The sequence below is a fragment of the Nocardia pseudovaccinii NBRC 100343 genome, from assembly GCF_001613225.1.
Classification (GTDB): Bacteria; Actinomycetota; Actinomycetes; order Mycobacteriales; family Mycobacteriaceae; genus Nocardia; species Nocardia pseudovaccinii.
Genome location: NZ_BDBY01000027.1, coordinates 1 through 12516, shown reverse-complemented (window position 1 = coordinate 12516; position 12516 = coordinate 1). Strand labels below are relative to the sequence as shown.

The following is a 12516-nucleotide window of genomic DNA, read 5'->3' as shown; positions in this document are numbered from 1 at the left end:
AGGTGGCATACGTCGACGGCAGCTGTCGGGTCGGGAAGCGCACGCCCTCCAATTTGGAGAACGAACTGCGGATGGTGGACAGTCCGAGGAAACCGGCATCGAGTGCGTCGGAGAGCATCTCACGCATGCGGTCCAGTTCCGCCTCGGTCGGCCGCGCCGCCGCGTCCACGGCCCGAGCCAGCCCCATCACGGCGACTCGCATGTCCGAATGTCCCAGTAGCGCAGCCACATTCGCACCGAGCGGGCGTGCGGCGAGGGCGCGAGCGTAGGCCTGCGGACCGTCCCAGTCCTTGTGCTCCTTGACCGCGGCATGCACCGCATCCCACGGCAATGCCTCCACCCGGGCGAACATATCGGCACAGTCCTCGGCCTCGGAATACACCGTCGACAGCGAACAGTTCCCGAACACCACGGTGGTGACGCCGTGCCGTACGGACTCACCGAGACCAGGGTTGCCGAGCACCTCCGCGTCGTAGTGCGTATGCACGTCGAGCATTCCGGGCATCACCCATTTCCCCGCCGCATTCACGTTCCGCGCACCGTCGGGCAATGCCGAGGCGCTGATCACGGTGACCCGGCCGTCGGCGATCCCGATATCGGCGACGCGCGGCGGTGTGCCGAGGCCGTCGAATACCGATCCGCCGCGGATCACCAAATCGCACCGAGCCATCTCAGCCCTCACATCCAAGTAGGGGATACCGGTACTACCGGTATCCCCTACATCGTAAGCGCGGGTCGGCGTCGGTCTCTCGAAAAGGTCAGGCGACCTTGAGCGCCAGGTAGGTCGCCGCCAGCATTCCGGCCATGATGCCGAGACCGACCAGCGGGCCGAGCATGGCGACCGAGAGCCAGCCGAGGCCGATCAGCGCCCCACCCGCCAACCAGGTCGCGACCGGCGCGAAACGCGACATCAGCTCGAAGAACTTGCCCGGGGTGGCATGGTCGGCTTCGCAGGGCGCCTCGCCGTCGTGGACATAGCCGACGACACCGGGTAGCCGCTTGGCAACGAGGGCCGCGCCGTGCCCGCCCTTGATGTAGCGCACCTGGAGCGTGCCGGGCGGAACCGAATCGAATCCGGTGAAACCGCCGACCCCGACATCGCGCATGCCGAGTCCACGCAATGCGCTGCACAACCAGGCGACCGGCTTATCGGCGCTGGCGCACACATTCACCAGCGAGCCGACCTGCCCGCTGTCGGCGCATTCCACCCAGTCGAATTCGCGGGGCAGCACACTGCCCGCCAGGAACACGTTCTGGAATGCCAGGGCCGGTATCTGCTTGAGCGATTGCCCGAACAGGTAGGTGCCATTGCTGTGCCCGACGAAATGGAAAGGAATGCCGGGATGCCGGGCCAGGTGGTAGCTGTACTGATCGGCGAACCACCGCAGATTGCGGCGTCGGGTGAACGGCAGCGCGAAGTTGTAGGCCGACAGTCGCCCGTAGGACGGTGTCACCACCAGCACGTCCGATTCGAGCTCGTGCAGTTTCCGCTCGAGTTCGTTCGGCCATTCGCCATTGCCCGATCGAATGCCGTGCAGGGCGAATACCACCGATTTGATGGTCGCCTCGTGCTCGGGCAGCGGGCTCGGGTTGGTGGATTCGACGTCCTCGGTAATGGCCCAGCGCAGAATGTCGTAGCGCTGTCCGATGTAATCCTCGCGGACCTTGCGTCTGGTGCAGGTGATGTCGGCGTGCGTCGCATTGGGCATGAGCTTCTGAACGCCGGTCGGCAGGGTTTCCAGATCGCGGCTGTCCTCGCTGTTCACCGCCCAGTCGTTGCGTGCGCGCACCTGTACGACAGTCGGTGCCTTATCGCCGAGATCGGCGATTTCGCGCAGCCATTGGATGCGCAAATTGGTGATGAACGGTGAACCGCAGAGCATTTCCAGCACCGTGAACGTCTGCAGCAGCGGCACCAGCACCTTGGCCAGCATCCGGAACGGCCAGGGCGCGCGGTCCAGATCGACGCCGCGATTCGGCGCGGCGAGCAGCACAATGCGGGAGACGGCGTCGGCCCAGGCCGATTGCGGGCCGTCGAGACCGCGCAATGCCTGCAGGAAGGCGTAGCGGAGCATGACGCCGCCGATGCTGTGTCCGATGAGGACGATCTCTTCGGTCCGGCGCGGTCCGGTCCAGTAGGCGTCGATGCGATCGGCGAGATCGCGGCAGCGCGCGGTCAGGCTCCCTCGGCTCAGCCGGGTGACCGGCTCCGGGAATTGCCAGTAGACGGCCTCGTCCGGCCCGTATCCGGGCTCGTGGCGCAATTTGTCGAATAGATCCTTCGCCGCATGCGGCGGTTCGGAAAGACCGGCGACATAGACGATCAGTCGACGGCGCTGTGCGTGCGCGGATTCCATGATGATCCCCCGGGGTGCGGCGCCATCGATCCTCATTCGACGGCATGCGGTGGTACTTCTACTACAACATCGCGAATACGTCCACCGGTGTTTCCCGCTGCACCGTATTCATCGAGCGTAGAGGGCCTGTCGTGCGCTCTCGTACGTCGTCCGGATCCGCCTGCCGATCCCGCCGTCGCTGGGCGAGCGGACCTCGGCAAGGGTATGTGCGGGCCAACGCGGCGGCTGTGCGTCGCCGCCCAGAGTCCACGCGGCCTGTCGGGCGGCTCCGAGGGCGACGTATTCGTTCGGCTTCGGAACCGTGACCGTGAGCCCGAAGATCTGGGCGGCGAGTTCGGCGACCAAGGCGGAGCGGGCCGCACCGCCGATCAGCAAGACGCGCTGCATCGGGATTCCAACGATGCGTAGGTGGTCGAGCGCGTCCGCCACATTACAGAGCATGCCCTCGACAGCGGCGCGCGCAATATGGCTGGGGCGCAAGGTTTCCGGTCGCAGACCATGCAGACTGCCGGTGGCATGCGGCAGATTCGGGGTGCGTTCGCCGGAGAGGTAGGGGAGCATGACGACCCCTTCCGATCCCGGCGGTGCCTGGCGCGCAAGGGTTTCCAGGCCTGCGAGGTCGACGCCGAGCAGCTCGGCTGCGGCGTCCAATACGCGGGCGGCATTGAGTGTGCAAACCAGCGGCAGGAATGCGCCGGTCGCGTCGGCAAATCCGGCAATGGCCCCGGTGGCGTCGGCGCTGGGTGCGGCGGCGCGGGTGTAGGCGGTCCCGCTGGTGCCGAGTGAGATGACGACGTCACCGTCCGCGATGCCCAAACCCAGTGCGGCACCAGCATTATCGCCGGTGCCCGCCGCGACGAGTGCGCCCGCCGGTGTACGTCCGACCGCTTCGGCGGGTCCGGCGACGCGGGGCAGCTCCGGGGTCCGTCCCCGGAACGCATGGGCGAGTAGGTCTTTGCGGTATCGGCCGGTCGCGGGCGACCAGTAGCCGGTGCCCGAGGCGTCGCCGCGATCGGTGGTCGGTTCGACGGTGTGATCGGACGGCCCACCCCGCAAACGCCAGGTCAGATAGTCGTGCGGAAGCAGGACCCGGTGTGTGCGGTCGGCATGTTCGGGTTCATGATCGGCCAGCCACCGCAACTTGGCGACGGTGAATGCCGCCAGTGGCACACTGCCGACGGCATCGGCCCACATTTGCGGGCCGCCGAGTTCGGTGATCAACTCTTCGGCCGCGTCGGCGGATCGGATATCGTTCCACAGCAACGCATCCCGGACCGGATGACCGTCGGCGTCCAGCGCGACCAACCCGTGTTGCTGGCCCGCGACCGCCACCGCATCGGCCCGATCCAACAACCCGTCGCCCGCCGAACACAGTGCCTGCCACCAGGATTCGGCGGGTACCGCGGTGCCGTCCGGGTGCGGGGCGCGCGCTTCGTCCAGAATCTCGCCCGTATCGGCATCGCACAGCACGACCTTGCAGGACTGGGTGGAGCTGTCCACCCCCGCGACGGTGGCCATCAGGCATCCGGCCTGAGCTGGATCTTGCGGCCGGTGCCAGCTCTGAAAGTCTGTAGCGCATCGGGGAAGTCGGCCAATCCGAAGCCGTGGGTGATCATGGTGTTCGCATCGATCACGCCCTTGCCCATGAGTTCCACCGCACGGCCGAAACTGTGCAGTACGGCCATCGAGCCGACAATGGCGATCTCGTCGTTGTAGATCCGGAACGGTGAGATCGACGCGGTCGCCGCGCCCGGCGCCACCCCGAACTGCTGGAACACCCCGCCCCGGCGCACCCGGCCGAGTCCGTCCTCGATGGCGGCGATCGCGCCCGTACAGTCGATGACCACCTCCCAGCCCTGCGGGCGGTCGAATTCGTCGGCCGTTGTGGCGGCGGCATCCGCGCCGAGGTCGACGGCCACCGCGAGTCGCGCGGTATTGATGTCGACCACCGACACCGACGCGGCCCCCGCGACCCGCGCCAGCTGCAACATCAGCAGTCCCATGGTGCCCGCGCCGTACAGCAGATAGTGCGCGCCCAGCGCACGCGGCAGCACGTCGAACGCATGCACCGCACACGACAGCGGCTCGACGAGCGCACCGTGTGCGGTCGACAGCGTCTCGGGCAGCCGGTAGCAGTTCGCGGCAGGCACCGCGACGTATTCGGCCATCGCACCGTCGACGGTATCGCCGATCGCGCCCCACCGTTCGCACAGATTCCCGCGCCCGATCGCGCAGTAGTGACATGCCCCGCAGAACAACGACGGATCCACCGCGACGGAATCGCCGATCCGCACACCACCGACGCCCGAGCCCAGCGCCACCACCGCACCGGCGAACTCGTGACCTGGCACGATCGGATACGGTGTGGGCGGGAATTCGCCATCGGCAATATGCACATCGGTGCCGCAGATCCCCACCGCATCCACCCGCACGACGACTTCGCCGGGCTCCGGCGTCGGATCCGGCACGTTCTGCACGGCGACTTTCCCAGGCGTCTCGATCACGACCGCGCGCATAGCACTACCTTGCACCCGACCCCCGCCGCTGCGCCGCATTTCGCTCCGCTCGCATGGCGGATTTTCGGATGAGGCAGACTGTCGCGGTGAACGACGACCCGGACCGGCACGCAGAGGTGCACGTCCGCACGGGCGACGGAACCACACTGCCCGCCCTGACGGATCCGCTGCTCGACGATCTGCTGCGCGAACCACCCGATCCGGAGTATCCGGCGATCGTGGTCGAACGCGGCGAGCAGGCCTACATCCAGGCGCGCCTGCTGCCCGACGGCGTGTACGAACTCGAGCACCGTGCGGCCGCATCGGACGAGTGTTTCCAGATTTACACCCCCGACGCCAAGTTCGTGCGCGACGTCATGTGGGCGTGGATCGACGAAAACGCTTGGTGGCGTGAGAGTGTCGGATGGTATCGCCTCGATCCCGCGGTCGCGGAATTGGAAGCCGCCCGACGCGAGTTGTCCGGTCTGCTGGACGGACTTTCGGTCATGGACGGCATCGAATCGGCGATGGACGATGCGTTGAGCCGTGCGGACGAGCTGCTCGCCATGGAACTTCCGGATGACGACGAGCTAGACCGAGGTTAGACGGCTCTGGTACCACAGCGCCGTTGTCGAGATATCGGCTTTCGTCAGCGGCAGATAGGTGCCGTCGTCATGCCAGCCGAGCGCCTGAATCGTCACCCGCAACTCCTGCTGGAAGCAGATCGGATCGCGAATATGCCAGCGGTACATGCCGAATCGCTGATGCGGTTGATAGATCTCATCGGACGGCAGGACCTGGTGCAGGCCGAGATAGGGCGTCGAATACGTGTGGTAGGCGCCGTCGAGATCGAAATTCCACGCGCCGCCGAAGTAGTCCTCGGTGCCGGTGCCGCAGAGGGTCGGATGGGTGGTGTCGCCGTCGAGGTAGAACTTCAGCTCGCCCTCACCCCACCAGCCCGGTGCGCCGGGCCGAATCGCGAGGTAGGTACCGACATATCGGCCGGGACCCGGTATCGCGTCGAGAATCGTGTGCACGGCGGGCGAGCCGAGTGGCCTGCTGTGGCGGCGTAGCGCGCGCAGATATCCGGCGGAGTCGGGGACATCTTCCTCGGTATAGGTGAATTGATAGTAGACCGGCACCGCACGGTCGCTGCCGTTGTGCAGGGTGATCCTGGCATGCTCACGAAAAGGCATGGGCCAGAAGCTGTTCAGACCACCGGCGGGCGCAACCACCACCATCTCGGACTGCACAAGTGCCAGTTCGTCCCAGCCGTTGCAGAAGAAATCGCCGAGTGGCAGGTCGATCGATGGCTCGGGTTCGTCGTCCCAGTACATGCGCAGGGTGAGTTGCCGCAGCACTGTGCGGTCGGTAGTGAGCCAGCAGTGGCGCAGCATGCCGGAGCCGGAAACATCTGCGAGCGTTACGGTTTCGCCAGCATCGAGGTGAATGGAGGGGGAGACTTTCCAGCCGGGTCCGAGTAGCCGCGCCGCATGTGCCCCGGTGCCCTCGGTTGCCCGAGCCCCGGCACCGGGGGACCCGGTCGGATTCTCCGCACTGATCGAGCGGGTCCGTGCGGCGTCGAGCCGCCAGAGTTCCGATGCCGTCACAGCCCCGGCCAGCCATATCGATCGGTGACCGCGGCGTGGCCCGCGCGCTTCTGATAGGCGATGGTGGTCGGCGGCTGCTCGGGTTCGCCGACCGAGACGCTCGCCGAGAGCTGCGCCAGCTCGCGCCGGAATTGGTCCATATCCAGCCAGCGGATCTGCTGCACCAACTCCTCCATCGTTTCCGCGGGCAGGGCGCCAGCCTCCGAATAGACCAGCAGGCCCTCGCGGAAGGCCATGAGCGTCGGGTAGGCCGAGACACCGGCAATTTCGGTCAGTTGCTTCTCGGCATCGATATCGACTGTGCCGTAGACGATTTCGGGGTGCAGATCCGCGGATGCCGCGAAGACCTCGGCGAATCGGCGCGACGGCTCACACCACTGCGCACCCCAATCGATCAGCACGATATGGCTGTTCGCGACGGTCGCGTCGAAATTGTTTCGGGTCACGGTCATTGTCGGCATCGAGGTCCTCGCGATAGCTATCCTGTATGCAACCCTGCATCCTCGCATAGGTGGCGGCTCTACGGGAGGTGAGCGGATCGGTGTTGCTCCGCCGCCAGAAAATGCGCTATATCCGCGGTGGCTTCGTACAACTCGCGGTAGCGGCCGTAGTACGACGCGTAGGTCGCGCCACTATCCGCATCGGGCTCCACCACGCCGATGATCGGATTCCAGCCCGCGGTATCGACGCCGACGGCCTCGGCCGCGAGCAGTGCGTCACCGAGGCAGGCGCCGACGGTATCGGCCGGTAGTTGCTGCGGCAGGCCGGTCACATCGCTGACGATCCGGGTCCACAGCCCGCCCTTGGTCCCACCGCCGACCGCGACCAGTCGCGGGGCCTGTCCGCCCGCCATGGCTTCGAGGTTGTGCCGCACGCCGTAGGCGATACCCTCGAGCACCGCCCGATACAACTCGGCACGTCCGTGTCCGAGGGTGAGGCCCGCGACAATGCCCCGTGCATCCGGGTCGAACAGCGGTGTGCGCTCGCCCGCGAAGTACGGGAGCGCGAGCAGGCCGCGACTGCCCGCCGGAACCTCGGCGGCCTCGGCCACCAGGTCGGCGAAGTCGCCGCCGACGAGTTTGCGCAGCCAATCGGTGACCGCGCCGGAGGTCGCCATGCCCGCCGCCGAGGTATAGGTGCCGGGCCAGGCGCCGCAGGTGAGCCAGAGGCCGGGATGCGGGCGGGGATCGGTGAGCACTTGCACGAGGAACATGGTGGTGCCGTACATGATCATGGCGTCGCCGGGTGCCCGGACACCGACGCTGGCGGCCTCGGCCCAGGCGTCGATGGTTCCGGTGGTGACGGGCAGCCCGGCGGGGAGCCCGGTCGCCGATGCGGCCGCCGCACTCACCTTGCCGATAATCTCAGTGGGCCAGGCCAATTCGGGCAGATTCAGACCGGGAGCAACCGTCGCTGCCCAGTCGTATGCCCAATATCGTTGGCGCAGATCGTACATCGGGGCGCACTGGCTGGCCGATTGATGATCGAGCACATAGCGTCCGGTAAGCCGGTGCACCAGAAATGAACTCGCCATCAACAGCATCTCGGTACGCGCCGCGACCTGCGGCTCGTGCCGGGCCAGCCAGCGCAACTTGGGGCCGACGGCCTGGCTGGTCAACGGTGAACCGCCGCGCTCGAGTACCGCGGCGGCGCCGAATTCCCAGTTCATTTCGGCGATTTCGGCTGTTGCCCTGGTGTCGACGCCGTAGAGGATGGCCGGGCGCAGGGGATGTCCGACGGCGTCGGCGGGCAGCAGGCACGGTCCGATGCCGGAAACTGCGAGGGCGTCGAGCGTCGTGCCGTCGGCCGCGTCGAGGAGTTCGCGGGTGATCGCGCGGAACTCCGCCCACCAGATGTGCTCGGCATCGTGTTCGACCCAACCCGGCCGCGGTGTCGAAACGCCGTGCGTTCGTTCGGCTCTGGCGATAACGGTGCCGTCCGTCCGGACCAGGACGCCCTTGGAACTGGAGGTCCCGATATCGACGCCGAGGAATGCGCTCGTCATCGGTTGAACTCGTCGAGGGTGATATCGAGGAGATCGCAGGCGGCCCGGACGGTGGCCCGATGGTCGCCGGGGACGGCGTGAATATGGTTGGCGCCGAAGCGGGACAGGAAATCATCGGCATGTGCGTCCAACCGGGCGAAGGCATGCGGCCATTCCCAGGTGGACTGTTTCATCAGTGATTCATTGGTCGCCTGGTCATAGGATTCGAAATCGCCCAGCATCAACTGCATTCGGTAGTCGCCGTCCTTGCGGGTCAGGCGGGCCAGGGTCATTTGTCCGGGCGCGGCCAGATGGTGCACCGACGCACCGCCCGCCGGGAAGAAGAAGACCTCCGGATAGAGATGTACGTTGGCGAGATTCTCGGTCGGCTCGTCGCTGCGGGCGGCGAACCAGGTGGCGTGCTGACCCGAATTGCACAGATCCCAGATATCGCGGTCGGCGTGATAATGCCGGACATCGGCGAAAAGCACCGGGGTGTGCGTGATCTGCTGCAGCAGCCGCATGGTGAGCGCGCCGTCCATATCCGCTTCGGTCGCGCACACGTGGGGTTGTTTGGGGCCGTTCCAATCGTACGGGTCGTTGAGGAACGCCTCGGTGATATCCATGGTGGCGAAGTACTGGGTGAGCTCCGGCTGGCCTTTGATACCGGAGAAGTCCAGCCGCCACTCGTCGATCAGCTCACGCACGGCCAGATACGAGCGAATCTGGCGTTCCAGCAATTCCGGAGTGAGTTTCACGCCGTCGTAGTGCACACCGGCGGTATTGCGCTCCAACCACTCTCGCGCCCCTTTCGCCTCACCGGCATCGGCCTGCTCGGCGCGACGGACGATCTCCCATTGGTCGATCTCCTCGACATCGATGCCGAACAGGCGCTGCCACTGATCGGTATTGGCGACGGCCGTATTCATCCCCATCGGCCGCCCGCCGAAGCGCCCGAAAGTGCTCCCGCGCAAGCTCGATACGGCGGCTGCCGCGCTCGCCCGGCTGCCGATCGCCTCGATCAGCTCGGTATCGGCCGGATCGCCCCACAACCGGGTATGCGCGCGTCCGATCTGATCCAGCGCACCGCCCGCGGCCAGCATGCCCACCATGCCCGGCTGCACCGGATCGATATTGGACAGCAAAAGCAGCGGACCCGGTGTCGCACCCGCGGCCAGCATGGTGAAGTGCGGGAACGCCCAGACCGCATAGTGCAGCACCGTGAGATCCACACCGGCGGCGGCCACCTCGCGTGCCACCGAGCCAGCCAGTGCGTTCGTACTGATCTGCGCCGCACCCCGGATCACTTCGTGCCCGGCCGCCTGCAACCCGGCGACCAGCCGATCCTCGGCCGACCCGATGAACTCCGCGATCCCGGCGTGCACGTAATCACGCCCGTCGGACACGCTCATAACCCCGATCCGCGCCATCCCGACCGCCTCCCAACGCGCAGGCCCCCTCCTGGATTATCTATCCGAAGAGGGCCGCCGGTGGTCGGCTTCGGGCGAGCGGGTTCGATGTCGTTATCCGCCGGTGACCCGGCTCTCGACCAAATCGGCCGTGATCGCACCGAGCCGCCGGGTGCGGGCCGGGCGTCGAACCCGCGCTGGTGTTCCGGTACTTCGGTTCCAAGGAACAGCTCTATGCCGAGGCGATGTATATCGACATACCGAAAAACGTTGCGGCCGAATCCGAGGCGTCATTCGAGCAGATCAGGGTGCTCGTGGCGGGCATGGTGCGATCGCTCAGCGGGGAACGGCCGCGGTAACGGGGCGCGGGGTGGGGAAGGTGAGTGGTGCGAGGTGGACGCCGCCCTGGGCCCAGCCCGCGCTGGTGATCCACCAACGATTGTCGGCGGACACGAGTTCGGCGGCGTGCGCGGCGATATGGCCGACCTTGTCGCCGATGCGGAACCGGAAGGGGTTGTCGCTGCGGAATACGTCGGTGCCGACGTAGTGCGGGCGCGGACCGATGAACAGATACCACCAACCGCCGTGGGGCACGACGAACGGGGATTCGGTATTGCCCGCTTCGGTGCCGATCGTGGGGTCGGTGTACGCGATATGGCGGTCGCCCCAGTGCAGGAGATCGCCGCTGGTGCGGTAGGCGACGACGTGGTGTCCACCGCGCGGTGTACTGGTGGCGCAGTAGTACATGACCCATTTCTCGCCGATGCGCACGACCATCGGATCTCTCGCGTCGTAGCCGTCGAGGAACAGTGGTCCGGCACGGCTTCTTGTCCAGCGGAACAGGTCGGTGGAGGTGGCGAGGTTGATGGCGGCGGTGGTGCGGTCGGTGCCGCCGCCCGCATAGAACATGTAGTAGCGGCCGTCGACGCCGATGACATGCGGTGCCCAGAGATGTGTTTCGCCGTAGCCGGGATCGACGGTCAGGGCGGATGGTCGCTTGGTCCACGGTCCGTGGAGTTGGTGTGCGGTGGCGTGGGCGAATTCTGTTTCGTGGAACGGGTCGGCGGGTTCGGGATGGGTGATGCCGAAGAGGTGCCAGCGGCCGGTTTCGTCGCGGACGATGGTGTGGTCGTTGATGTACCAGGGCTGTGTTTCGCCGTCGCCGGGGTTGTAGATCCTCGTGAACGCGCCCGCTCTCACCACCTCGCGCGTTGCCATACAGCTCATGATGACGTGCGCGGACCGCGCCGAGGTCAGGTCTGAAACATTGAGACGTCGCGGTTCAGGTGATTGGTGCGTGCTGCGGGGCGTTTCGTCGCGGAGTCGGATGATGATGATGGTGGTGTCGATCGCGGGGCGTCAGCTGCTCCGGCCCCGGCCTCGGCTCAAATGGCTGTGCTGTGTAGGCCGTTGTCGTCGGCTCGGGGCCCTGTGATCCGGGGCTTGATGGGCTCCAGCGTTGCTGGCCCAGGAGTCGTTGGCCTGATAGCGCTGTCTGGGCGCCGCTGGTCTGGGCGTTGTCGGCTCGGGTGCGGTGGGCTCTCAGCCGTCGTTGGCTTGGGCGTTGTCGGCTTGGGCGTTGTCGGCTTGGGCGTTGTCGGCTTGGGCGTTGTCGGCTTGGGCGTTGTCGGCTTGGGCGTTGTCGGCTTGGGCGTTGTCGGCTTGGGCGTTGTCGGCTTGGGCGTTGTCGGCTTGGGCGTTGTCGGCTTGGGCGTTGTCGGCTTGGGCGCTGTCGGCTAGGGCGTTGTCGGCTTGGACGCGGGTGTCGTTGGCTCGGGCGGTGTGGTCTGCGGTGTCGATGACTCCGGCGCTGTGGACTCAGGTGTCGTCGGCTCCGTAGCTGCTGTCTCGGGCGTTGTCGGCCCGGGAGCTGTCGGCTCGGGTGTCATTGGCTCGGCGGGTGCTGTCCGGGGCGCCTCAGGCTGGTCCGTTGTCGGCTGGGGAGCGCTGGACTGAGCTGCTGGTGGCGGCGGAGCCAGCGGTTGCGAAGCTTGCGGTTGTGGCACCGTCGGTTGTGGCGTTGTCGTCGCAGGTGCGGCCTGGGCGGACCGCTGCTGGTTACGGCGCAGTACCGCCTGGCTGAAGCTGGTACTGCTGAAATGCGTTCCGTAGACGCCGAGCGCGACCACCCCGGCCGCGATCACCGCGACGCCCGCGCTCCAGTCGATATGCCAGAACGCCGCGACGACGCCGACGAGCGAGCTGAGCAGGGCGATGGCCTTGGCCGCATCGTCGGTCATGCTCGGGCTCGGCGCCTGTTCGCCGGACTGCCATTCGTCGAGCATCAGCAGCACCGCGAGCAGTGGCAGCGAGATCGCGAAGGCGATCATGGAGATCCGACCGGAGACGCCCAGCGGCGAGGCCGTGAGGAAACCCTGCAGGATGACGACGCCGATGGCGATCAGCCCGCCGTACATCAAGCTGTTCTGCTTGGCGTACTTCTTCTTCTCGGCGGGGGTGGCCAGCTTCGTGTAGTCGACGTCGTCGTGCACGCTGGTGACCATACTGGACCTTCGGCGGTAATTCCGGATGAACAGTCGCCACGGCGGGGACTACGCGGCGTCCACCAGCACCGCGCGGAGTTGGGCGAGTTCTGCCCCGGATAGTCCGTTGCTACGCAGCCATTCGGCCGCCCCGCCCTGGGCGGTGTGCAATTCGTCG

General features: G+C 66.6%; 12 protein-coding genes. 2 read left to right on the top strand and 10 right to left on the bottom strand.

Features of this window, described 5'->3' with window-relative positions:
* The 4 genes from NP3_RS03285 to NP3_RS03270 all read right to left on the bottom strand — a co-directional run.
* On the bottom strand, positions 1-670 hold a 670-nt coding region (locus NP3_RS03285; protein WP_157124039.1), incomplete at its 3' end, for an amidohydrolase family protein.
* 88 nt (positions 671-758) lie between these two features.
* Complete coding sequence (locus NP3_RS03280; protein WP_157124037.1) at positions 759-2393, bottom strand: alpha/beta fold hydrolase; 1635 nt, start codon at positions 2391-2393, stop codon at positions 759-761.
* Between the two features lie 72 nt (positions 2394-2465).
* Entirely contained in the window at positions 2466-3875 is a 1410-nt protein-coding gene (gene xylB / locus NP3_RS03275; protein WP_063037616.1) for a xylulokinase, read from the bottom strand.
* On the bottom strand, positions 3875-4873 hold the full coding sequence (locus NP3_RS03270; RefSeq protein WP_063037614.1) for a zinc-dependent alcohol dehydrogenase family protein: 999 nt from the start codon (positions 4871-4873) through the stop codon (positions 3875-3877). The genes xylB and NP3_RS03270 overlap by 1 nt, the downstream gene beginning before the upstream one ends.
* Before the next feature lie 68 nt (positions 4874-4941).
* Here NP3_RS03270 and NP3_RS03265 point away from each other — a divergent pair, with 68 nt between their 5' ends.
* On the top strand, positions 4942-5457 hold the full coding sequence (locus NP3_RS03265; protein ID WP_157124036.1) for a hypothetical protein: 516 nt from the start codon (positions 4942-4944) through the stop codon (positions 5455-5457).
* Here the strand turns inward: NP3_RS03265 and NP3_RS03260 are convergent.
* From NP3_RS03260 to NP3_RS03240, 5 genes are all read right to left on the bottom strand, one after another.
* Entirely contained in the window at positions 5443-6462 is a 1020-nt protein-coding gene (locus NP3_RS03260) for a glycoside hydrolase family 172 protein (protein WP_063037610.1), read from the bottom strand. The two genes, NP3_RS03265 and NP3_RS03260, sit on opposite strands and share 15 nt — an antisense overlap.
* On the bottom strand, positions 6459-6914 hold the full coding sequence (locus tag NP3_RS03255; RefSeq protein WP_245720785.1) for a thioredoxin family protein: 456 nt from the start codon (positions 6912-6914) through the stop codon (positions 6459-6461). Before NP3_RS03255 ends, NP3_RS03260 begins: the two co-directional genes overlap by 4 nt.
* A 68-nt stretch (positions 6915-6982) precedes the next feature.
* Positions 6983-8467 (bottom strand): FGGY-family carbohydrate kinase, encoded by a 1485-nt coding sequence (locus NP3_RS03250; RefSeq protein ID WP_063037605.1) that lies wholly within the window; start codon positions 8465-8467, stop codon positions 6983-6985.
* Positions 8464-9876 carry an L-fucose/L-arabinose isomerase family protein gene (locus NP3_RS03245; protein ID WP_063037603.1) on the bottom strand — a complete coding sequence of 471 codons (1413 nt, stop codon included), beginning with the start codon at positions 9874-9876 and terminating at the stop codon, positions 8464-8466. Before NP3_RS03245 ends, NP3_RS03250 begins: the two co-directional genes overlap by 4 nt.
* Before the next feature lie 315 nt (positions 9877-10191).
* The gene (locus tag NP3_RS03240) at positions 10192-11073 is read right to left on the bottom strand and encodes a glycoside hydrolase family 32 protein (protein ID WP_063037601.1); all 882 of its coding nucleotides are present in this window, start codon (positions 11071-11073) and stop codon (positions 10192-10194) included.
* 339 nt (positions 11074-11412) lie between these two features.
* On the opposite strand from NP3_RS03240, the gene NP3_RS47575 reads away from it, so the two are divergent.
* A complete protein-coding gene (locus tag NP3_RS47575) occupies positions 11413-11595 on the top strand; it encodes a hypothetical protein (RefSeq protein WP_063037599.1) in 183 nt (60 codons plus the stop codon).
* Here NP3_RS47575 and NP3_RS03230 read toward each other — a convergent pair.
* The gene (locus NP3_RS03230; RefSeq protein WP_157124034.1) at positions 11592-12347 is read right to left on the bottom strand and encodes a hypothetical protein; all 756 of its coding nucleotides are present in this window, start codon (positions 12345-12347) and stop codon (positions 11592-11594) included. The two genes, NP3_RS47575 and NP3_RS03230, sit on opposite strands and share 4 nt — an antisense overlap.
* Positions 12348-12516 lie beyond the last annotated feature (169 nt).